The 22149-nt window shown below is 58.7% G+C and carries 22 protein-coding genes; 10 read left to right on the top strand and 12 right to left on the bottom strand.

Going from position 1 to position 22149, the window contains the following annotated elements; genetic code table 11:
• A complete protein-coding gene (locus tag ACZ89E_RS11120) occupies nt 1-231 on the bottom strand; it encodes a hypothetical protein (RefSeq protein ID WP_463260125.1) in 231 nt (76 codons plus the stop codon).
• Between the two features lie 140 nt (nt 232-371).
• On the opposite strand from ACZ89E_RS11120, the gene ACZ89E_RS11115 reads away from it, so the two are divergent.
• The gene (locus ACZ89E_RS11115; protein WP_149658768.1) at nt 372-2027 is read left to right on the top strand and encodes a SulP family inorganic anion transporter; all 1656 of its coding nucleotides are present in this window, start codon (nt 372-374) and stop codon (nt 2025-2027) included.
• 68 nt (nt 2028-2095) lie between these two features.
• On the opposite strand, the gene ACZ89E_RS11110 is transcribed toward ACZ89E_RS11115, so the two are convergent.
• Nucleotides 2096-2281, bottom strand: a complete 186-nt coding sequence (locus ACZ89E_RS11110; protein WP_045060687.1) for a ribbon-helix-helix protein, CopG family — start codon at nt 2279-2281, stop codon at nt 2096-2098.
• Between the two features lie 667 nt (nt 2282-2948).
• Here ACZ89E_RS11110 and ACZ89E_RS11105 point away from each other — a divergent pair.
• Entirely contained in the window at nt 2949-3581 is a 633-nt protein-coding gene (locus ACZ89E_RS11105) for a trimeric intracellular cation channel family protein (protein ID WP_149658767.1), read from the top strand.
• Nucleotides 3582-4086: 505 nt separating this feature from the next.
• A complete protein-coding gene (locus tag ACZ89E_RS11100; RefSeq protein WP_476255652.1) occupies nt 4087-4488 on the top strand; it encodes a YfeK family protein in 402 nt (133 codons plus the stop codon).
• Between the two features lie 97 nt (nt 4489-4585).
• On the opposite strand, the gene ACZ89E_RS11095 is transcribed toward ACZ89E_RS11100, so the two are convergent.
• The 3 genes from ACZ89E_RS11095 to ACZ89E_RS11085 all read right to left on the bottom strand — a co-directional run bounded on the left by ACZ89E_RS11095 (nt 4586) and on the right by ACZ89E_RS11085 (nt 6485).
• On the bottom strand, nt 4586-5164 hold the full coding sequence (locus tag ACZ89E_RS11095) for a hypothetical protein (RefSeq protein WP_463260127.1): 579 nt from the start codon (nt 5162-5164) through the stop codon (nt 4586-4588).
• A gap of 3 nt (nt 5165-5167) precedes the next feature.
• A complete protein-coding gene (locus ACZ89E_RS11090) occupies nt 5168-5347 on the bottom strand; it encodes a hypothetical protein (protein ID WP_463260128.1) in 180 nt (59 codons plus the stop codon).
• Between the two features lie 235 nt (nt 5348-5582).
• Nucleotides 5583-6485, bottom strand: coding sequence for a LysR family transcriptional regulator (locus ACZ89E_RS11085; RefSeq protein WP_476255651.1), 903 nt, complete (start codon nt 6483-6485; stop codon nt 5583-5585).
• A 104-nt stretch (nt 6486-6589) separates the two neighbouring features.
• Between ACZ89E_RS11085 and ACZ89E_RS11080 the strand changes: the two genes are divergently transcribed.
• Complete coding sequence (locus tag ACZ89E_RS11080; RefSeq protein WP_476255650.1) at nt 6590-7936, top strand: MFS transporter; 1347 nt, start codon at nt 6590-6592, stop codon at nt 7934-7936.
• 32 nt (nt 7937-7968) lie between these two features.
• On the top strand, nt 7969-9243 hold the full coding sequence (locus ACZ89E_RS11075) for a glucarate dehydratase family protein (protein ID WP_476255649.1): 1275 nt from the start codon (nt 7969-7971) through the stop codon (nt 9241-9243).
• Between the two features lie 192 nt (nt 9244-9435).
• On the opposite strand, the gene folD is transcribed toward ACZ89E_RS11075, so the two are convergent.
• Both folD and rtcR read right to left on the bottom strand, forming a co-directional pair.
• Nucleotides 9436-10380: a bifunctional methylenetetrahydrofolate dehydrogenase/methenyltetrahydrofolate cyclohydrolase FolD gene (gene folD, locus ACZ89E_RS11070; RefSeq protein WP_476255648.1), complete on the bottom strand. Its 945-nt coding sequence runs from the start codon at nt 10378-10380 to the stop codon at nt 9436-9438.
• A 147-nt stretch (nt 10381-10527) separates the two neighbouring features.
• Complete coding sequence (gene rtcR, locus ACZ89E_RS11065) at nt 10528-12150, bottom strand: RNA repair transcriptional activator RtcR (protein WP_149658759.1); 1623 nt, start codon at nt 12148-12150, stop codon at nt 10528-10530.
• 203 nt (nt 12151-12353) lie between these two features.
• On the opposite strand from rtcR, the gene ACZ89E_RS11060 reads away from it, so the two are divergent.
• The 4 genes from ACZ89E_RS11060 (at nt 12354) to rtcA (ending at nt 17411) form a co-directional block, all read left to right on the top strand.
• Nucleotides 12354-13901, top strand: coding sequence for an RNA-binding protein (locus tag ACZ89E_RS11060; protein ID WP_476255647.1), 1548 nt, complete (start codon nt 12354-12356; stop codon nt 13899-13901).
• Nucleotides 13902-14281: 380 nt separating this feature from the next.
• Nucleotides 14282-15508: an RtcB family protein gene (locus tag ACZ89E_RS11055; protein WP_476255646.1), complete on the top strand. Its 1227-nt coding sequence runs from the start codon at nt 14282-14284 to the stop codon at nt 15506-15508.
• Nucleotides 15509-15513: 5 nt separating this feature from the next.
• Nucleotides 15514-16302, top strand: a complete 789-nt coding sequence (locus ACZ89E_RS11050) for a nucleotidyltransferase domain-containing protein (protein ID WP_476255645.1) — start codon at nt 15514-15516, stop codon at nt 16300-16302.
• An 8-nt stretch (nt 16303-16310) separates the two neighbouring features.
• Complete coding sequence (gene rtcA, locus ACZ89E_RS11045; RefSeq protein WP_476255644.1) at nt 16311-17411, top strand: RNA 3'-terminal phosphate cyclase; 1101 nt, start codon at nt 16311-16313, stop codon at nt 17409-17411.
• On the opposite strand, the gene ACZ89E_RS11040 is transcribed toward rtcA, so the two are convergent.
• The 5 genes from ACZ89E_RS11040 to ACZ89E_RS11020 form a co-directional block, all read right to left on the bottom strand.
• On the bottom strand, nt 17359-18120 hold the full coding sequence (locus ACZ89E_RS11040; protein ID WP_149658754.1) for a bestrophin-like domain: 762 nt from the start codon (nt 18118-18120) through the stop codon (nt 17359-17361). The genes rtcA and ACZ89E_RS11040 overlap by 53 nt on opposite strands.
• 119 nt (nt 18121-18239) lie before the next feature.
• Nucleotides 18240-18653, bottom strand: coding sequence for a VOC family protein (locus ACZ89E_RS11035; RefSeq protein ID WP_463260136.1), 414 nt, complete (start codon nt 18651-18653; stop codon nt 18240-18242).
• Between the two features lie 151 nt (nt 18654-18804).
• On the bottom strand, nt 18805-19401 hold the full coding sequence (locus ACZ89E_RS11030; protein WP_476255643.1) for a hypothetical protein: 597 nt from the start codon (nt 19399-19401) through the stop codon (nt 18805-18807).
• A gap of 65 nt (nt 19402-19466) precedes the next feature.
• Nucleotides 19467-20063 carry a TetR/AcrR family transcriptional regulator gene (locus tag ACZ89E_RS11025; RefSeq protein ID WP_463260138.1) on the bottom strand — a complete coding sequence of 199 codons (597 nt, stop codon included), beginning with the start codon at nt 20061-20063 and terminating at the stop codon, nt 19467-19469.
• Nucleotides 20050-20901, bottom strand: a complete 852-nt coding sequence (locus tag ACZ89E_RS11020) for a 3-hydroxybutyryl-CoA dehydrogenase (RefSeq protein WP_149658750.1) — start codon at nt 20899-20901, stop codon at nt 20050-20052. Before ACZ89E_RS11020 ends, ACZ89E_RS11025 begins: the two co-directional genes overlap by 14 nt.
• Before the next feature lie 166 nt (nt 20902-21067).
• Between ACZ89E_RS11020 and ACZ89E_RS11015 the strand changes: the two genes are divergently transcribed.
• Complete coding sequence (locus ACZ89E_RS11015; RefSeq protein WP_476255642.1) at nt 21068-22108, top strand: AraC family transcriptional regulator; 1041 nt, start codon at nt 21068-21070, stop codon at nt 22106-22108.
• Nucleotides 22109-22149 lie beyond the last annotated feature (41 nt).

Below are 22149 nucleotides of genomic sequence, written 5' to 3'. Positions count from 1 at the left end.
TCAGAAATGTACTTCGGCGGACTTGATACCCAGATCTCGAAGCTCGCGGATCAGTTCATCAAGGTGTCCAAATGACTCAATTTCCTCATTGTCATTGACCAGAAAATAGCTTCTCCCGGCTTCCTTTTTAAAAAGAATGATCCACTCGTGTGTATTGGCCGGGTTGGCGATCACATGCGTGTCGAAGTGCATGCCTTCACCGTGTTTGGTTTTGACGTCTTCGCGTTTCATTCGGGGGCTCCGGGCATATGTTTCTGCGCTCTCGACACTGTAACTACAGGGTCGGTGGTGTCGTACGAGGCTAGGCCAATTGCTTTACTATTATCACTACGTGTGAATAGTATGCACATGCCACCAGCGCGAGGCTAGTCATGATTGCCATACGAGAAGCTTGGAAAGCGGGCTTGTTAGGGCGCAAGCACTGGCTTCGCAATATCGTCTCGGGGGTCATCGTCGGCGTCGTGGCGTTACCCTTGGCCATGGCATTTGCCATCGCCTCGGGCGTCAAGCCGGAGCAAGGAATCTACACGGCAATTGTGGGTGGCTTATTGGTTTCGCTTTTCGGCGGGAGTCGACTACAGATCGCCGGCCCGACCGGGGCGTTCATCGTCATTTTGGCCAGCGTAACGGCCAAGTACGGCGTTGATGGCTTGCAGATCGCGACAATGATGGCGGGCGCAATATTATTGCTGCTCGGCATCACCAAGCTTGGCGCACTTATCAAGTTCATTCCCGATCCCGTGATCGTTGGGTTCACCGCCGGTATTGGTGTGATCATTTGGGTCGGGCAGTGGAAAGATTTTTTGGGCTTGCCGAACATCAGTGGCGAGCATTTTCATGAGCGGCTTTGGCACCTCATTCAAGCGCTGCCTGGCCTCCATGTGCCCACGACCCTGTTAGCCATCTTGAGCCTGCTGCTGGTGATTCTCGCGCCTAAAATTCCAGGCGTCAGGCGTGTTCCTGGTCCTCTGATTGCCATGGTCGTTGTGACGGCGTTGCATTCCTGTTTTAAATTCGATGGCGTGGCAACGATAGGGAGTGCATTCGGGGGGATTCCTCAAGGACTGCCCAAAATTGGCCTTCCTGAAATAACGCTGCCGCAGATCATTGAATTGATTGGTCCTGCGTTCGCGATCGCGATGCTGGGGGCGATCGAGTCGCTGTTGTCTGCTGTTGTCGCCGACGGGATGGCCGGCACAAAACATGACTCCAATCAGGAGTTAATCGGACAAGGCATTGCCAACCTGGTCACACCTCTGTTTGGTGGTTTTGCTGCGACAGGCGCGATCGCTCGAACTGCGACCAACATCCGCAACGGCGGCAACAGCCCCATTGCGGGTTTTACGCACGCCGTCACGTTGATTTTATTGATCTTCTTCCTGGCACCTCTGGCTTCGGATATCCCGCTGTGTGCGTTGGCTGCGATCTTATTCGTGGTCGCTTACAACATGAGCGAACTGAAGCACTTCAAACGCATGGTCAAACGCGCCCCAAAAGCGGACGTTGCGATCCTTTTAATCACTTTCAGCCTGACCGTTTTCAGCGATCTAGCGATTGCAGTGAATATCGGGGTCATTCTCGCCATGCTGCAGTTTATGCGTCGGATGGCTGCATCTGTAGAGGTGCAGTTAATGGTCGAAAAAGAGCTGGAGGCAGAGTTGCGCTTGAATGGGCATGTACATCTTCCACCTGGTGTTTTGGTTTACACCATTGAGGGGCCTCTCTTCTTTGGCGCAGTAGAAACCTTTGAGCGCGTTTTGGCTCAGACGCACACCGATCCCCGGAAGTTGATAATTCGTCTGAAGCGGGTGCCGTTCATGGATATCACGGGCTTACAAACGCTACTCGAAGTTATTGAGCAGTTGCGTAAACGCAGCATTGTCGTGAAGTTGTGTGAAGCCAACGAAAAAGTCCTTGGCAAGCTCGACAAGGCAGGGGTTCTTCAAGCACTCGGCTCACAGCATTATCATGCTGACTTCAGTGGTGCACTGGGCAGCTACGCCGAGATCGACAAGCCACAGGGCTAGAGACAGGTGCAAGAGAGTAGAAGGAGCGATGAGCAGGCATTCGTCGTGCCCGCTCATGCGCAGATGAATCACTTGCCATTGGCCGCAGTTTTGCTTTTTGTGGCGTAGGACACGCCATGCGTCTCCAGATAGTCCCGAATAAGCTGACGAACGACCTGAGAGGGCGTCAGATCCTGAGACGCGCACAGCTCTTCAAGCGCTTTTTTCTTGACGGGATCAATGAGCACAGTTAGTCGTGCAGTCTTGTTTTCCATGGAGTTGCCAATACCCTAAAACGGTCGATGTTAATCAAATTGTAATGGTCGGGGATTTTTTTGTCACCGATTAGGTTTGTTACAGTTAACGAGATTGACCTTGATCAGAAAATGGCGACGGTACGTCTACCAGAAATGGGTAAATGAGATAGATGGCCTCGCCCGAATCAATTGCCGCTCTAGCCACTGCTCCAGCTCCCCCCGAATGCAGGCGCCCATCCAACGGCTTGGGAATAATGTAATCCCTCCCCAGCACCGCTGCAGGCGAGTACTGCGTGGGTCCATACGAGATGAGTGTGCACCCACGTTCAGCAGCAGCCTCATACACTCGGTCGCCGCACGCTCGTTGCGGCTGATTACCTGTAAAGCGGTAAACATCGTCCGGATTTTTGGCTATTGCCAAGCAGGGCCGCGCCCCCCCCCTGGGCTGTACGCCATTGTCAGGTCACCTATCGTTTCGACCCGCACACTTGATTCAACAGTGGTTTTTCCGAGTGGATAACCCTCATGACGATACGCGGCTGTGTTTTTTGCCCCGTATTCATCGCTCGCCTCAGCTGTGATTTTATTATCATACTATGATAATGTAATTAGACCTCAATGTGAGTCTTTGAGGGTGCTTCATTTCAAGAACTTCTCCCATTTGCAGTACAGGCTGGTTCCGTAAATGAAGGCTTACCACGCTGGCTGGGTGATTTATTACTGTGAGTTGTCAGGCGTTGCAGCCTTCGCAGTAACTGGCACCCTGATGGCAGGGCGAAAATCGTTGGACTGGTTCGGTGTGATCACCATCAGTTTAGTCACCGCTTTAGGCGGCGGTGCCTTGCGTGACGTACTGATGGCGCATTATCCGATCGAGTGGGTTTCCAATGAGAATGGCTTTTTGGTAGGGGTTAGTGCTTCGCTAGGAACCATGATTTGGGCGAGGACCTTGAAAACCTTCAACGAGAGGGTGTTGTTGGTAGCCGATGCATTTGGATTGGCTGTATTTACGGTCAGAGGAACAGATATGGCTCTTCAGCAAAACCTCCCTCCCAGCATCGCAGTGATCATGGGTGTAGCTACCGCAGTCGCCGGGGGTGTGATGCGTGATGTGTTGTGTAACGAAATACCGTTGGTGTTTAAACGTGAGGTTTATGCATCCATCAGTATTTTGGGTGCCGTCGCCTATATCACGCTGTTGGATTTGCAGATTTCTCTTGAAGTGGCGTCTGCAATCGCCATTGCGTTCGTTTTTGTCAGCCGTATTGCCGCCATTCGTTGGAAATGGATGCTACCCAGGTTCCATGTAGACGATTGATCTTGTTGCCAGGCCGACAAAGCTACGCTCTATAAGAAAACATGAGTGATGCTTAGTCATCTCTGCCCCCTCATCCTTGAGGCTGCTCCTGCAGCCTTTTTTTTCCTTCGCCATTAGATAGAGTTCATCCGAGAAGTCAGGCCCTCGGGGTTGTAACCTGATTTGTCGTGATGTGCGATAACGAGGCCCGGCGCCAAATTGGACTGTTAGCGGTATCCAGGCACGGACTGTTGTCCCGGACGTAGTCTGGAAATTTGCATCCTTCGCTTTGGGTCAGTCTGTCTGCGTGATCCGAGATGATGATTTGAGGGGTTACGCCTGTCTTCTTGCCGGTCTCATCAAAGAACTAGTATGGAAAATGAGATGGGGGGGGCTAGGGGCGAGTGTTCGAATCACTCCGTCCCGACCCTATTTCGTAAGGGGATCAAGTTTGGCGGCTTGATCCCCTTTTTCGTTTCTGACGCCCTGGTGCTAAAGTCGCCCACTTTCAGAACAAGGAAGTACCATGCGGATTATCAAAGCAGAGGCCACCCGAACCATTTTTCGCCAATGGTTGATCACGCTTTCTATCGGTCTATTGGCAGTGGCGGGCGGTGCGCAGGCCCAAACCACGCCGAAGGCTGATCAGGAGATAAAGGGCTTGCTGGATTTTGTGGCGCGCAGTGAATGCAAGTTTGTGCGCAATGGCACTGAATACCCGGGACCCCAGGCTCGAGCGCATCTCGAAAAGAAGCTGGATTATCTTGAAGGCAAAAACAGGGTGAGCAGCGCCGAAGACTTTATTGATCTGGCCGCCACCAAAAGCAGCATGAATGGCAAAGCCTATGAAGTGAATTGTTCAGCAGGCGTCCAGCCGACGAGCACGTGGCTGAAGACCGAGTTACAGAGACAGCGCCAGCCCCATTGAATCTGTTCCCGAAACGATAAGGCCCGGCCCACCCGCTGGGCTTTTTTGTTTCTGTCAGCCTGGCTGCTAGGCGGCCAAGGAAACTGGAGGGGGTCGTTCAAATACCCCTGTTTTCGTAATACCAACCCCCGGTCATATCCCTGACGTCTGTCGGTTTTCTCTCTTGAGTGACATAGGTTTTTTGCGGCGAATAGACATAAGCCGCGTAGCCGAAGAGGCAGGAAAGGTCGATTCTCGCGAACGTTACGCGGCCGTGCTCTGATTGAATGTCGATTCTGGTAGGCGCTATGTGCGCCTTTGTAGCCGCGTAACTGACCAGAGCGAACAGTTGCGCTCCGTGCGCATCGAAAGGTTTGTTCTCATCATCGCTGCCACAGGTGGAGCTTGGCTTGTCGGCGTAGTTGCCAGTCTCGGATTCAATACTTTTGCACCAATCCTGATTGTGGTAACGGGATATTCGATGTTCATTTACCGTGTTAACCAGTTCGGTTAGCAAGGGGCTCAATTTGGGGCTGGTAGAGTCAGCGGTTACCCACATACAGAAAACAATCAAAACCAATACGGCTGCCACGAAAAGCACCAATTTAAGCGCAGCTCTAATGATTTCAAGCAGGATCAAGCCCAGCACTTTTATAGTTTTGGTGACTACGGATTTAATACTTGAATAGATCGACATCACTTACGTTCCATGTTGTTTGATCGCTGTCCTTGCATCGAAAAAGCGGCGGGCTCTGGTGAATGTTAACCTTTCCGGCACGCCTTCCCGCCGTTGTTTTTCAACGGCGCAGCCAGCGTAGAGGAGGCTGGGCTTTTTCATGCCAAAAAATTCATCTCCCCAATGTCCGGTACGTTGAACCATCTCATTTCCAGGCCGTTCAAATGTTTACAGCGTCAGGCATCGCCTGTCGGGAGATGATCAGATGAAACGTACAACCCCGTTACTGTTGGTAATTGCAGCCACCCTGCTACTCGGTGGCTGCTGGCCGTATTGGCATGATGGACATGGGCATGGACGTGATCATGGTCGTTACTACGGAGGTCAGGAATACCACCGCTACTAGTGCTTTGGCCCAACCCGAAAAGGTTGGGCTTTTTCATACCCCCCAGCCCTCGCGAACTGCCCGTCGAATGCCCTCCAGCAGCATCGCAAACGCCGGGTTGTCGTTGTTCTCGCGCCAGATCAGATGCAGTTCGCTTTGCACCCCTTCGCCCAGATCGATATCGCGGAATACCACATTCTTGAACACCACACTCGTCGCGCAGCGCGGCACCAGGGCCAGGCCCATGCCGGCGTTGACCAGCGCCAGGATGGTCAGGGATGAGCCGAGCCATTGCACGTATTCCGGGGCCACGCGAGCCGAGCGCAGCATGCCGGTCAGCAGTTCGTTGAACGGCGGGTAGGCGGCGTGGGAGTACATTAGAAAAGGCTGTGCATCGAGGTCTTGCACGGACACCGTTTCGGCGCTGGCCAGTCGATGATTACTCGGCACGGCCAGGACAAACGGCTCACGCACCAGGCATTCGGTGGCGTAGCCCGGTTCCAGCAATGGCGCACGGACGATGCCGAGGTCGATCCGCCGGGCGCGCAGGGCTTCGTGCTGCTGGTAGGTGTTCATCTCCGACAGATCGATTTTCACGTGAGGCTGTTTCAGCCGTGCTTCGGCAATCACCTTGGGCAGGAATTCATACACCGCACTGCCGACGAAGCTGATATTGACTGAGCCAATGTCGCCTTCGGCAAAACGCCGGGCAGTGACCGCCGCTTGCTGGGCGCGCTCCAGCAGGTTCTGCGCTTCGATGAAAAAGGCGCGACCGGCGGCCGTCAGGGCGACGCTGCGGGTGGTGCGGGTGAACAGCTCGACGCCCAAGTGGTGCTCCAGCAGCTGAATCTGGCGACTGAGTGGAGGTTGCGTCATGTTCAGGCGTTCGGCCGCTCGACGGAAGTTGAGCTCGGTGGCGACCGTGGTAAAGCAGCGCAGTTGGGTGAGTTCGAACATTGATCTAATCCAGGTATCAATCGAATGCCAAGTTAGATTAGACGGGATCAATTACCGCGTCCATGATCGGCTCGTCCCCAAAAAAACAAGATCGGGAGTCGCCCTTGAAAACCCTCCAGAGTTCGCCGGAGCCCACGGTGCTGGCCCGCGCCGCCGCCAAAGTGAAGCGCCATGTGCTGCCGCTGTTCGTGGTCATGTTCATCGTCAACTACATCGACCGGGTCAATATCGGCTTCGTGCGCAGCCACATGGAAACCGACCTCGGCATTGGCGCCGCGGCTTATGGACTGGGCGCCGGCTTGTTTTTCGTTGGTTATGCGCTGTTTGAAGTACCGTCCAACATGCTGCTGCAGCGTTACGGCGCCCGGGTCTGGCTGACGCGGATCATGTTCACCTGGGGCGCGGCCGCCATGGCGATGGCCTTCGTCAAAGGCGAAACCAGTTTCTACGTGCTGCGCTTTATCCTCGGCGCGGCAGAGGCCGGTTTTTTTCCGGGCATCATTTATTACTTCACCCAATGGCTGCCGGCGTCTGAGCGCGGCAAGACCATGGCGGTGTTCCTCAGCGGTTCAGCGATTGCCTCGGTGATTTCCGGCCCGGTGTCCGGGGCACTGCTGAACGTCAACGGCTTGAACCTGCATGGCTGGCAGTGGATGTTCCTGATCGAAGGCTTTGCCTCCATTGTGCTCTGCGGATTCGTCTGGTTCTGGCTGCAATCCCATCCGCGCGAGGCGAAATGGCTGACTGAAGAGGAGCGGGGCGCATTGATCATGGCCATCGCCGAAGAACAGCAGGCTCGCGAAGCGGCGAAAGGGCCCAAACCGTCGATGTTTAAACTGCTGGCCGACCGGCAGATCGCGTTGTTCTGCTTCATCTACTTCTCCATCGCCCTGACCATTTATGGCGCCACGTTCTGGCTGCCGAGCATGATCAAGAAGATGGGCAACCTCGGCGACTTCCAGGTCGGCCTGTTCAACTCGATTCCCTGGATCATTTCCATCGTCGCGATGTACGGCTTCGCGGCCCTGGCCAGCAAATGGAAATTCCAGCAGGCCTGGGTCGCGCTGACTCTGGTAATCGCTGCGTTCGGCATGTTCATGTCCACCACGGGCGGCCCAATCTTTGCGTTTGTCGCGATCTGTTTTGCCGCCATCGGCTTCAAGGCAGCTTCTGCGCTGTTCTGGCCGATTCCGCAAAGTTATCTGGATGCGCGCATCGCGGCGGCAGTCATCGCGCTGATCAATTCCATCGGCAATCTAGGCGGCTTCGTTGCGCCGACTGCGTTCGGTTTCCTCGAGCAATCCACCGGTTCCATCGAGGGCGGCCTGTATGGCCTGGCGGCGACGTCGCTGGTGGCCGCCGTGGTGATTTTCTTTGCTCGCACTACCCCGAAATCAAGCACGCAAACCGCGACCAAAGCGGTGGTGCCGAACCACGCCGCTACACGTTAAGACCTGGATAGAGATCAATCGGAGCCTGACCTTTGAAAATCAAACGCGTAACCGTGACCCCCATCGCCTTTCGCGATCCGCCTTTGCTCAATGCCAGCGGCATTCACGAACCCTTTGCGCTGCGCTCGATCATCGAAATCGAGAGCGACAACGGCTACATCGGCCTCGGCGAGAGCTACGGCGATGCCCCGGCGCTGGCGATCCAGATGCAACTCAAGGATCAATTGATCGGTCTCGACCCGTTCAACCTCAACCAGTTGCGCGCCATCGTCCAGGCCACCGTGGCGGCCAACAAGACCACCAGCGTCGCCGGTGCGGAGCTGGCGCCGGGCTCCCATGCGAGCAAAGCCGTCAGCAACGCCTATTCGGCGTTCGAAGTGGCGTTTCTCGACCTGCAGGCGCACTCGCTGAACGTGCCGCTGGTGGATCTGCTGGGTGGGGCGATTCGTGATGAAATCCCGTTCAGCGCCTACCTGTTTTTCAAGTACGCGCAGCACATCGACTCACCCTACAAGCCGGACAGTTGGGGCGAGGCGCTGAACGAAGAACAGATTGTCGCCCAGGCCCGGCGCATGATCGAAACCTATGGTTTCAAGAGCATCAAGCTCAAGGCCGGCGCGCTGGAGCCGGAGCATGAAGTGGCGTGCATCAAGGCCTTGAAGAAGGCGTTTCCCGGCGTCCCGCTGCGCATCGATCCGAACGCCAACTGGTCGCTGGACACCTCGATTCGCATGGCCGAACTGTTGGGCGATGACCTGCAATATTACGAAGACCCGACGCCGGGCCTGGAAGGCATGTCCGAACTGCATAAGCGCACCGGCCTGCCGCTGGCGACCAACATGGTGGTCACCGATTTCGATGAATTCCGCCGCAGCGTGGCGCTGAACAGCGTGCAGATCGTGCTCGCCGATCACCACTACTGGGGCGGCCTGCGCGACACCCAGGCGCTGGCGAAGATGTGCCAGACCTTTGGCCTGGGCGTGTCCATGCATTCCAACTCGCACTTGGGCATTAGCTTGATGGCCATGGCGCATGTGGCGGCGTCGGTGCCGAATCTGGATTACGCCTGCGACACCCATTACCCGTGGCAGGAGCCGGATGAAGAGGTGATCAAGGGCGGCAAGCTGCCGATTGTCGATGGCTGCGTGAAGATCACCCGCGCGCCGGGTCTGGGGTTGGAGCTCGATCATGATCAGCTGGGCAAGCTGCATGATCAGTACCTGACGTGCGGTATTCGTCAGCGCGATGATGTGAGACAGATGCAGAAGTATCAGCCGGAGTGGAAGACGGTTAAGCCACGGTTTTGATCCCTAAGCGAAACGCTGTGGCTAACACTGAACCTTGTGGCGAGGGGGCTTGCTGTGGTGAGGGGGCTTGCCCCCGTTGGGTCGCGTAGCGGCCCCTGCACCCAGTGCACACAGCTTGGCGACTGCTTCGCAGCCGAACGGGGGCAAGCCCCCTCGCCACAGGTTCACCGCCCGCCACAGGTTTGGCGTCGATCAGTTGATATCCGAATCACACCCATCCGGATCCGGCTCCCGCGCCTTTACCGCACGCTGCAATCGCGCCGCAATCAACGTGTTCTTCAGCAGATAAGCAATCGTCATCGGCCCGACACCACCCGGCACCGGCGTAATCGCACTGGCCACGGTACGCGCACTGGCGTAATCGACGTCGCCCACCAAACGGCTGCCGGATGCGTCGGTAATACGATTGATCCCGACATCAATCACCACGGCCCCAGGCTTGAGCCAACTGGCATCGATCAATCCAGGGCGACCCACCGCCGCCACAACAATATCCGCCAACCGGCACAGCGCCGGCGCATCGACGCTGCGCGAGTGCACCACACTGACCGAGCAGTGAGCCTGCAACAACAAGGTCGCCATCGGCTTGCCGACAATGTTCGACCGGCCGATGACCACCGCGTGCAGCCCGCTGATATCCCCGCACGTCTCCTGCAACAGGCGCATGCAACCGCTGGGCGTGCACGGGGTCAAGACGTCCATGCCTTGCACCAGACCGCCGACGTTTTCGCGATGAAACCCATCCACGTCCTTGATCGGGTCGATGGCATGAATCACCGCGGCTTCATCGATATGCCCCGGTAACGGCAACTGCACCAGAACGCCGTTCACCGTGACGTCGGCGTTGAGTTGCGCGATCAGCTCCAGCACTTGAGCCTGGCTGGCGTCGTCCGGCAAGCGATGTTCGAGGGAGCGAATCCCGACTTCCTTGGCTCGCAGCAGTTTATTGCGCACGTAGACGTGGCTGGCCGGGTCGTCGCCGACCAGCACGACCGCGAGGGCGGGATGAATCTGCTGCGCGGCCAGGGCCAGAACTTCTTCGCGGACCTCGTCGAGCACCTGGGCGGAAATGGCTTTACCGTCGATATCCCGGGCCAGTGTGGGGGTACTGCTGATCAAATGCGTCACCGTCGTCATTGAAAGAGCAGGGCGCAGGTTACCAGTCGAGGGTCGCCGTCTACCACAGGCAGCAGATGGACAGGATGTCGCGGGGGAGGATAGAGGCTGTCGTGTTGTAAGCGGGGGCGAATCTTTTTTGCGATGCGCCCCTGAGCCAGTTGCACATCATTCAATTGAAGCCCTGCGCTGCAAATCAGCCATTTGCTTCCACTCAATCCCGAAGCGCGCCAGGTATTTACGCAAGCGATCCGCATCGTTCGGCTGCGCCTTGGCCTGGCGCGACACGCCAAACAGACGTCGTCCCGCATCAGACAAGCTGTCCGCCTGCCGGCAAACGTCGAGCACAGCTTTCAGTTGCAGGCGATCAAACAGGTCGATGTCGACGTTCTCACCGAGCAATCCATCCAAATCATCACTGGGTTGCGTCAGGCCCCAGGCATAACGCAGGCGATCAATTTCTTCCTCGACCTGAGCCTCGTCGATGCGCCCGCTGTCGGCCAACGTTGCCATGCGCGTGATGGACGCCGACAACTCGCGGAAGTTACCCAGCCAAGCGGCTTCGCTGGAGCTGGCGAATGCCAGGTAGCGGCGTCGAGCCTCCAGGTTGAACCGCACCAAATGGCCTTGGTCGCGGGCATGACGTTCCAGTTCGAAATCGATGTTGGGTTCGATGTCTTCGCGCCGACCCGCCAGGCCGGGCAGGTCGAACGTCCACAGGTTGATCCGTGCATACAGGTCTTCGCGAAACAGGCCTTCGGCGACGCGACTGCGCAGGTCGCGGTGGGTGCCGGCGATGATTAGGAAGTCGCTTTCCACTTCCTTGTCCGAGCCCATGGGAAAGAAGCGTTTCTCTTCCACGGCTTTGAGCAGCATGGCTTGTTCATCGGCGCCCAGCTCGCCGATCTCATCGAGAAACAGCATGCCGCCATCGGCTGCGCGCAGCAGGCCGTCGCGGGCATTCTGTGCGCCGGTGAATGCGCCTTTGATGTGGCCGAACAACGTAGACATGGCGCCGTCGCCGCGCAAGGTCGCGCAATTCACTTCCACGAAGCGCCCCTGCATCTGGTGCCGGCTGCGCTTGAGTTCATAGATGCGTCGGGCCAGGAAGGACTTGCCCGCACCGGTCGGCCCGATCAGCAGCATCGGTGCCTGGGAGCGCACCGCTACGCGTTCGATCTGCTCGATGGAGCGGTTGAACGCGACGTTACGGGTGGCGATCCCGGACTTCAGAAACGCCAGGCCTTCGAGGCGTTTATGGGCGAAGCGCGAGGCGATGCGGTCGTAGCGCGACAGGTCGAGGTCGATCAGGGCGTGGGTGCCGATGGCTTTATCTGCTTCGCTCTGGCGCCGGGCCGGGGAGGTCTGGATCAGCCGCGCCGGTAAAAATCGCGCCTCGGTCAGCAGGAACCAGCAGATCTGCGCCACGTGGGTCCCGGTGGTGATGTGTACGAGGTAATCCTCGTGCTCGGTGTCGAAGGTGTAGTCGGTGGTGAAGTCGTGCAGCGCGCCGTACACCTCTTCGAAATCCCAGGGGTTGCGCAGTGACATGGGATGCAGGCGCACCTCGGTGTCCGGCGAGACTTGGCGGATGTCCTCGCGAACCCGCTGGGCGAGGCTGACGTCCCGGGCGTCGACACCGTGAATCAGTTCCAGCCGATGGATCAGCACGTCCGGTTGCTGGCACAGGCCTACGCTCGGCCGCCAGTGACTCCAACGATTGGCGCCCTTGCCGACGCGATCGAGGGTGGCGCCGATAAAACCGATGGCGACGGTGCGCTTGGCTGACATGTTTATACCTGAAGATAAAAAGCGATATCAAAGGATAGATAAATAGCGAGCCGTTTGTCGCCTTCAGAATTCTCAAAAATCACAAAAATTAAAAATAACGATATAAATCAATAAGATAAAAAATAATCAGAACAAAAAAACAAACCTGGCACGTCGGCTGCAATATCTCTGGCAACGAACGAGACAACAAGCGAGACGCCACGATGGCCAACTTCAAACTGTTCAACACCCAACAGGCAAACCTGCCGGCATGCGACACGCTGAACGCCGCTCAAGCTCCGGCTTATGCCTACAGCGCCAAACACAAGTTGGCCCAACTGGCCGTGACCGGGTGCCTGAACTCGACGTTCTACGCTTCGGCCGAAAGCCAACTGGATCAGGTGTTGCAATTGGTCGCCGAGCTGGACAGCCGCTACGTGGCGAAGGCCGCTTTGTATGCTCGTAAAAAGGGTCACATGAAAGACATGCCGGCCTTGATGCTCGCCGCCCTCACGGCACAGCGTTCGGCGCTGGTGCCAGAGGTGTTCGAGCAGGTGGTGGACAGCGGCAAGATGTTGCGCAACTTCGTACAGATCCTGCGCAGCGGTGCCACGGGGCGCAAGTCCCTCGGTTCGCAGCCCAAGCGCCTGGTGCAGAACTGGTTGAACAACGCCAGCGAACGCCAATTGCTCCAGGCCTCGATCGGCAACCAGCCGTCGCTGGCGGATGTGGTGAAGATGGTTCACCCCAAGCCCAACGAGGCCTGGCGTGCAGCGTTCTTCGCCTGGCTGATCGGTAAACCGGTGGATGTGCAGGCCTTGCCTGAACTGACCCGCTCGTTGCTGGCCTTCCGTAGCGGCGCGAGCCAGGAGGTGCCGCCGGTACCGTTCCAACTGCTGGGTAACGAGGCCCTGAGCAAGGAACAATGGGCGGCTCAGGCGCAGAACATGGGCTGGCAAGCCCTGCGCATGAACCTCAACACCCTGGCGCGCCACGGTGCGTTTCTAGTGCCGGGTTGCGCTGAATATGTGGCCGCACGTTTGGCGGACGCCGAGGCGGTGGCGAAGGCGCGGGTGTATCCGTACCAGTTATTGGCGGCGTATCGCATGACCGGGGAGGACGTGCCGCTCATAGTGCGCGAGGCATTGCAGGACGCATTGGAACTGTCCTTGGCCAACGTGCCGGCGCTGCAAGGGCATGTCGTGGTGTGCCCGGACGTGTCTGGCTCGATGCACAGCCCGGTCACCGGTTATCGCCAGGGCGCGACCAGCGCAGTACGCTGCATTGATGTGGCTGCACTGATTGCTGCGGCGGTTTTGCGCAAACAACCGCAAGCCCGGGTGATGCCGTTTGAAATGAAGGTGGTGGATATCCAGCTCAACCCGCGTGACAGCGTGATGAGCAACGCCGAGAAGCTCGCCGGCATCGGTGGTGGCGGGACTAGCTGCTCGGCGCCACTGGCGAAACTGGCTGACGAGAAGGCCAAGGTCGATACGCTGATCATGGTCTCGGACAATGAATCCTGGCTCGACGCGCGTCGCCGGGGCAGCAGTGAAACGATGCAGCAATGGGAGCGGATCAAGCAGATCAACCCGCACGCGCGGCTGGTGTGCATCGACATGCAACCGGGCTGGGCGACCCAGGCGCCGGACCGTGAGGACATCTTGAATGTCGGCGGTTTCAGCGACGCGGTGTTCGACGTGATCGAGCAGTTCGCCACTGGCAACTACGGTACGCAGCACTGGGTGAAGGTGATCGAGGCCATGGAGTAAGCAAACGCGTGCGCCGGTCACACGGCGCACGCCACACGAATTGATTTTTTCACCGGCACTGAATGCCCATGGGACTACATCGAAGGCGTCCCATCAAACTCTTGTCAGAGGCGGTGAAAGGCACGAATGCCGAATGGCTGTACATCTAACGACCGGTTCAGTCCGGTGCGCGGCAACGCGCAACAGTCATTCACTTTTGTCGTGCCACCTAGTTGAAATTTTGGCAGCGAATGCCACAGGTACTACATCGTGTCGCGGGTTCGACTCCCGCCCCGGTAACGGGTAGCTCAGTTGGTAGAGCATATGTGCCTGTATCCCCTGGTCGCTGCCGGGTATTGGAACAACGCCGGATAATCGGCCAAAAGAAAAGAATAGAGATCATGCAAGAACATACCTACCAACTGCTGGAAGTCGCCAACGGCAAACCGATCAAGCTCTGGACCGAAGGCGTCCCGGTGGAACGCGAAGCCCGCGAGCAGTTGATGAACACGGCGAAGATGCCGTTCATTTTCAAACACCTGGCCGTGATGCCGGACGTGCACCTGGGCAAGGGCTCGACCATCGGCAGTGTGATTCCGACGGTGGGTGCGATCATTCCGGCAGCGGTCGGCGTCGACATCGGTTGCGGCATGATCGCCGCGCGTACCTCGCTGATGGCCGCCGATTTGCCGGACAACCTGCACGGCCTGCGTAGCGCCATTGAGCAAGCGGTGCCCCACGGCCGCAGCTCGACCCGTTCGCGCCGGGACAAAGGCGCCTGGGACGAGATCCCCCGACAGGCCGATCACGCCTGGGCGGCGCTCGATCCACGGTTCAAGTTGATCACCGACAAGTATCCGAAGCTGGCTAACACCAACAACCGTGGGCATTTGGGCACGTTGGGCAGCGGTAACCATTTCATCGAGGTCTGCCTGGATGAAGCCAACCGTGTCTGGTTCATGTTGCACAGCGGTTCCCGTGGGGTCGGCAACGCCATTGGCAACCTGTTCATTCAACTGGCCCAGGCGGATATGCGCCAGCACATCGCCGACTTGCCGGACCGCGACCTGGCGTACTTCGAAGAGGGCAGCCAGCACTTCGATGACTACGTCGAAGCGGTGGGTTGGGCCCAGGATTTCGCCAAGCAGAACCGTGTGTTGATGATGCAAGCGGTGATTCAGGCGACACGGCAGGTGATCAGCAAGCCGTTCGAGGTGGCGTTGGAGGCGGTGAACTGCCATCACAACTACGTGCAGAAAGAGCGGCATTTTGGTGAAGAGATTCTGGTGACCCGCAAAGGCGCGGTGTCGGCGAAGAAGGGCGAGTTGGGGATCATTCCGGGGTCGATGGGGGCGAAAAGCTTCATCGTTCGCGGCCTGGGTAACGAGCAATCGTTCTGCTCCTGCAGCCACGGCGCCGGTCGCACCATGAGCCGGACCAAGGCCAAGAACACCTTCACCCTTGAAGATCAGATTCGCGCCACCGCGCACGTGGAGTGCCGCAAGGACGCTGCCGTCATCGATGAAATACCGATGGCCTACAAGGACATCGACAAAGTCATGCACGCCCAGCGCGAGCTGGTTGAAGTACTGCACACCCTGCGTCAGGTGGTGTGCGTAAAAGGATAGGGAACATGGACAACTATGAAACTCACCCGCTGGCGCCCGAGATGCGCGCCCGGGTGTTACAGGAGCTTGAAAGGATAGAGCGCGAGCGTAACGTCAGCGTGCTTTACGCCTGTGAGTCCGGCAGTCGCGCCTGGGGCTTTGCCTCGACCGACAGCGACTATGACGTGCGCTTCGTCTACGTGGAAAAACCGGAGTGGTTCCTCCAGGTCGATACGCCGCGGGATGTGATCGAGCGGCCGCTGGACGATGAACTGGATGTCAGTGGTTGGGAGCTGCGCAAGACCCTCGGGCTGTTGCGCAAGTCCAATCCGACGCTGCTGGAATGGCTCGATTCGCCCCTGGTGTATCGAAGCGAAACGGCCGCGACCCTGCAACTGCGTGAGCTGGCCGAGGCGTTCTACAGCCCGCCGGCCGCGCGCAATCATTACCTGTCGATGGCCCGGAAAAACTTTCGCGGCTACCTGCAAGGCGAGAGCGTGCGGTTCAAGAAGTATTTCTACGTGCTGCGTCCGTTGCTGGCGGTGCGCTGGATCGACCAGGGCCGGGGTCGCCCGCCGATGACCTTCGCCGACTTGCTCAGCACCGTCGACGACCCGGCTCTGCTGGATGAAGTCGCCGAATTGCTGGTGCTCAAGCGCAACGCCGATGAAAGTGCCTACGGCCCACGTCGACACGCGTTGCACCAGTTCATCGCTACGGAACTGGAGCGCGCAGTGCCTAAACTGCCGCGCACCCAGGAAGACTCCCGGCGGTTGGATCAGTATTTGAGAGACACGGTAAAGCGTTACGCCTAAGGATGAACATGAAACAGGAAGTGATTGAACTGGACGGCGCGATGGGCGGCGGTCAGGTACTGCGCAGTGGCTTAAGCCTGTCGATGGTGACCGGTCGGGCGCTGCAGATTAAGAACATTCGGGCCCGGCGCAGCCGTCCCGGTTTGCTGCGCCAGCACCTGACGGCGGTACTGGCGGCGGCCGAGGTCTGTGGCGCCACCGTGCAGGGCGCGGAGTTGGGTTCGCAGGTGTTGTCCTTTGAACCGGGGCCGATTCGTGGCGGCGAATTCAGCTTCGCCATTGGCACGGCGGGCAGTTGCACCCTGGTGTTGCAGACACTGTTGCCGGCCTTGTTGCTGACGCCGCAAGCCAGTCGTGTACGGATCTCGGGCGGTACGCATAATCCATTGGCGCCGCCCAGCGATTTCCTTGAGCGCGCCTGGCTGCCGCTGCTGCGGCGCATGGGGGCCAAGGTTGAGTTGCAACTGATTCGCCACGGGTTTGTGCCGGCCGGTGGTGGCGAGATCGAAGTCTTCATCCAGCCTTCGCAGCTGCGACCGCTGCATCTGTTGGAGCGCGGCGCGTTACTGGCGCAGAGCGCTTCGGCCCTGGTGGCGGGCCTTGCGCCGCAAGTGGCTGAGCGTGAACTGGAGCGGGTCGGCAAACGACTGGGAATGGCGCCGCAGGTGTTGCATTGCGTCGCGCTCGATCAGGATCGGGGGCCGGGCAATGTCCTGCTGGTGGAATGCGTGTTTGAGCACGTCACCGAAGTGTTCAGTGGTTTTGGCCAAGCGGCCCTGCGTGCCGAGAAGGTCGCCGATGGCGCCATCGACCAGGCTGCGGATTGGCTGAACAGCGCCACCGCCGTGGCCGAGCACCTTGCCGATCAGTTGCTGCTGCCCATGGCCATGGCGGGCGGCGGCAGCTTCACCACGCCGCGCATGACCGAGCATCTGCAAAGCAATATCGCGGTGATCGAGCGTTTTCTGCCGGTCACTATCGCTTGCACGGTGGAAGGGGAAAGCCGGCTGTTGGTGGAATGCAAAAGCGCGGGTCAGCGCCACCGCTCGCCACAGGCTACTGCCCCAACCGCTCCATCGTATGCAGCATCGGCTCCAGCGACACACTGATCAACCCGTCCAGCGGCCGGTTCAGCTCTTCAACCAGCAGGATCGTCGCCGCCGCGGATGCGGAGCACATCATCAGCACCACCACAATCGTGCCATTGCGCGGGGCGAACAAACCGAACGAGCCAAAGATGATCGACAGCCAGGTGATGAGAATCACCAGCATGACCGGCGGGATCGACTGGTTGGCTTGTAGCATCGTCAGCCAGCGGGCGGCGAACACGGCGTCCATCATCTGCAAGGCCGAAGCCTTGAGGGTGCGTTGACTGTCGGTGTCGGGGGCGAGCGCGGCGACTTGCTGTTGCAGGGCTTCGGAACGGCTGATCGCTTCGGGGCTGTCGAGCATGGCCAGTCGGGAGGAATCCCGGGATTGCAGGACTTGCACGATTTGCGCGTAGTTGTGCTTGAGCTGTGTGCGGATGGGTTGGGTTTGCGGGCCATAACGTGCCAGCAAACGGTCGAACTCGACCACTTTGGCCGCCGCGCCTTCCAGCTGTGCATTGGTGGTTTCGAACGTGCCTTTGGCCGAAGACACGAGCAGGCCCAGCACCAGCGCCGACATGGTGGCGATCAGGCCGGTGGCGAGTTTCAGGACGGCGACCGAATCGTCGCTCAGATGATGCGAAGGCAATCGCTGCCGCACGTACGAGCCCACCAAGGCACTGCCGAACAGGCAGGTGAACACGATCAGTGCGATCAGCAAATGATTCATTCGACCTCCGTTGACGCAACGCGGGACGGCGAGTTGACGGTAGCAGATGGTCTTGGACTTGCCACAGAGCCTGGTTCAACGAGCCCAACCTTTTCAGGTTGGGCTTTTCTATAAGCGATTTACTGATCCTTCTCGCAATTGACCATCCACGCCACGCCAAACCGGTCCACCAGCATCCCGAAGCGGGCCGCCCAGAAGGTCGCCTCCAGCGGCATTTGCACCGTGCCATCTTCCGCCAGTGCGGCGAAGACGCGCTCGGCTTCGGCGATGCTGTCGACGTTCAGCGAGATCGAGAAACCGGCCATGTCGTCAGTGGGGCGGTCGGGGGTGGTGTCGGAGCCCATGATCGCCTGGTCACCCACTGACAGGCGGGTATGAATGATCAGGTTGTGGTAGTCCGCCTGGACGTGTTCCTTCGCCGGGGTTTCGCCGAAAGTCATCATGGCGTCGAGGGTGCCGGGCAGGGCTTTGGCGTAGAAAGTGAAGGCGGCTTTGCAGTCGCCGTTGAAGATCAGGTAGGGATTGATTTTCATTGTGTGCTCCCGGTAACCGAGTGGCGCTGGAGGCCAGGACGGCCTCCAGCTTCAATAGGGTTCGACCTCAAACAGCAAAGCGTTAGAGGCCGGGTTCTGCCGGGTTTGTTCAGACGTTTTTTCTATAGATCGGGCGCCGCTTATTGCTCGATCAATCGACGATGACGCGTTCTTTGCCAATGCAGATGGACAATTGCTGGCCGGCCTTGTTGAACGCGCAATAGGGGAGCGGCTTCTCTGTGTACTTGGCGAGAGGCACGCCGATAAAAAAGGCGCCCAGCAGGACAGCGGCGATGAATTGCACTGGCATTTGCTCTGGATCCGGTACGCGGTTTTTGAGTTTTTCACGCGCGTAGAAACCGGTGCTGAGCACAATCACGCCGATGATCATAAAGGAGCCAATCTCATGTTCGCTGATGCTGTAGATCGCATTACCTGTGTCGTTGTCCGGGTAGTTCAGTTGCCACCAGGCGCCGATGCCTATCATCACCAGGCCGGAGCCGATCCAGCCGTAGATCGCGCCGGGCAGGCGTAACAAAATCGCGACGATCAGTCCCAGCGTGGCCACGCCCCAGCCCATTAAATACAGCTCGGTGGCCATGCCTCCGCCCATGAAGGTGCCGCCGACATTGAGAGGCTTCATCAACTGCCAGTTGAAGAAAGCCACATGCAGAATCAAAACGAGTACAACGAGCCAGCAAACAGCGTGAAAGAGTCCTGAGACGAGGGTATTGCGGCGCGAGAACACACGAAATCCTTTTTGTGTTTTGAGGGGGCGCCAGTATGCCGTGGGTACTGGCACTTTGTATCGCCTCAAGCCACTGCGCGTGGCACCGAAGGCCGCAGCAAACGCTCGACAGCGCCACTCACCAGGTTTTCCAGCAGCTCATCTCGCTCCGCGTCACCCAGCGCATGCTGCGTCAGCCAACCGGGCGCGCTGTTGAGCAAATTCGCAATCGCGTGCCCGGCCGCCAATTGGCCCTGTTCGCTGAGCCGCAACTTGGGGCCCAGCATCTGCAACAACCGACGTTCATATTGCTCGCGCAGTTGCCGAACCCGTTGCTGCTGATCTTCATTCAGACAACCGCTGTCCCGCTCCGCCAGCCGGAAGTGCCAGGGCATTTCCCGATGCAGATTCAGGTGCGCCTGAATCAGGTTGGGCAGCATGCCGCGTTTGGCTTTTTTATCCAGGCGCCCAAGCGTGGCCAACAACTCTTCGTAGAACTCTTCGATCAAGTCCGCCAGCAAGTGCTGCTTGCTCGGGTAATGGTGATACAGCGAGCCCGGGGCGAGCCCCAGGCAGGTGGCGAGTTCACGCATGCCGACCTGGCCGAAACCCTTGCTGGCGAACAGCTCCAGCACCTTGTCCCGGTATTCGGCAAAGCGTTCACAACGCTCAGGCATAGGCATGGAAGCCGCGCCCCGTTTTGCGTCCCAGGTAACCGGCGGCGACCATCTCCTTGAGCAGCGGCGCCGGGCGGTATTTGCTGTCATTGAAGCCGTCGTAGAACGCTTCGAGAATCGCCAGCACCGTGTCCAGGCCAATCAAATCCGCCAGGGCCAACGGGCCGATTGGCTGGTTGCAACCCAGGCGCATGCCGGCATCGATGTCGTCGACGCTGGCCAGGCCTTCCTGAAACACCAGGATCGCTTCGTTGATCATTGGCACCAGGATCCGGTTCACCACGAAGCCCGGACGGTTGCCGGCGGTGATCGCGGTCTTGCCCAGCGTCGTGGCCATGTCCAGCGCCAGGGCGTGGGTCGCGTCGCTGGTTTGCAGGCCGCGAATCACTTCGATCAACCCCATCACCGGCACTGGGTTGAAGAAGTGCAGGCCGATGAAGCGTTCGGGCTGGCTGACGCTGGCGGCGAGTTGGGTAATCGATAACGAGGACGTGTTGGACGCGATCACGCACTCGGCGCTGACCTGCGCGGCAATCTGTTGCAGGACGCGCAGTTTCAGGTCGAGGTTTTCAGTGGCGGCTTCGATCACCAGTTGCACGTCCTTCAGGCTGGCGTAATCGGTGCTGGTGCGGATCTTGTCGAGGGCGGCGCGTTTCTGTTCTTCGCTCAACGTCGCCTTGGCGATCTGTCGATCAAGGTTCTTGCCGACGGTCGCCACTGCCTTTTGCAGGGCGCTCTCGCTGATATCGATCAGGGTCACGCTGAAGCCCGCCACCGCGCAGACCTGCGCAATCCCGTTGCCCATGGTGCCCGCGCCAATCACGCCGATGTGTTGCAGATTCATGCTGGAAGTCCTTGCGATCAAACCCGTCGATACCTTGGCCGCCACAACGGCCGAAGGCGTACTATGGCCGCGAGTCTAGAGCGGGCAGGGCGCTTGTCCTATGCCACAACTGTTCAACGGCACTGGTGTTTTTTGCCAGTCAGGCAATGGGGAGCAAAGCGTTCACATGCGGGAAACGGATTCAGTGGCGGCCTACTTCGTGCGGGCGATGATCCATCGGCTGGCGGACAACCCCCAGCGCCTGACGGCGGTGTTGCAACAGGCCAATATCGCCCCGGCGCTGCTCGACCAGCCCAGCGCCCGGGTGCCGGCCAGCGCCTTTGCCGCGTTGTGGCTGATCCAGATTCGCGAACTCGACGACGAATTCTTCGGCCTCGACCGCCACGGCATGCCGCCGGGCAGTTTCGCCCTGATCTGCCGAGCGTTGATTCAGGAACCCGACCTGCACAAAGCCCTGCGCCAATGCCTGGCCAACTTCGCCCTGTTCCTCAGCGACTTTCGCGGCACGCTGACCGTGCGCGGCAAACGTGCGGTGATCAGCCTGCAAACCGGCTCGACCGACAGCGATGTCAGCCGCCTGGGCGAAGAAACCTTCCTGGTCTTGATGATCAGCCTGCTGTGCTGGCTCGGCGGACGGCGCATCCCCATCGACCGCGCCGACTTTCGCCATGCCCGCGTCTCCCTCAGTGACGACCGTTTGCTCTGGGGCCCCAACCTGACCTTCGGTGCCGAACGCACCGAAATCGAATTCGCCAGCCACTACCTGCGTCTGCCTGTGGTTCAAGACCTGGCCTCCTTGAAAGTGTTTCTACGCACCGCGCCGCAGTGGCTGGTGATCCGCTTCCGCAACCAGCACGGCCTCGCGTCCCAAGTTCATCAGCGCCTGCGCAACAGCCATTACAGCCAATGGCCGACCCTGCAAGCCTTCGCTTTGGAACAACACCTGAGCCCCAGCACCTTCCGCCGCAAACTGGAGCGCGAGGGCTGTTCGTATCAGGAGATCAAGGACGAAGTACGGCGCGGCGTGGCGTTTGAGCGGTTGCGTGAAAGCAGGGCGAGCATTGGGGATATTGCCGAGCAGCTGGGTTTTCAGGAGGCGAGTGCGTTTCACCGGGCGTTCAAGAAGTGGACGGGGGAGAGTCCGGGGCGGTATCGGGCGCGGTTTCAGGAAAGGACGCAGGAGGGGAATGGGTCTGATTCGGCGTGAATCTTATATTTGCCTCGATTGAGGATTTTTCTGCAATTTCT

The organism is Pseudomonas sp. TE3899 (genome assembly GCF_056279105.1).
The sequence above is the reverse complement of the archived record's forward strand: the minus strand, read 5'-3'. Positions and strand labels throughout refer to the sequence as shown.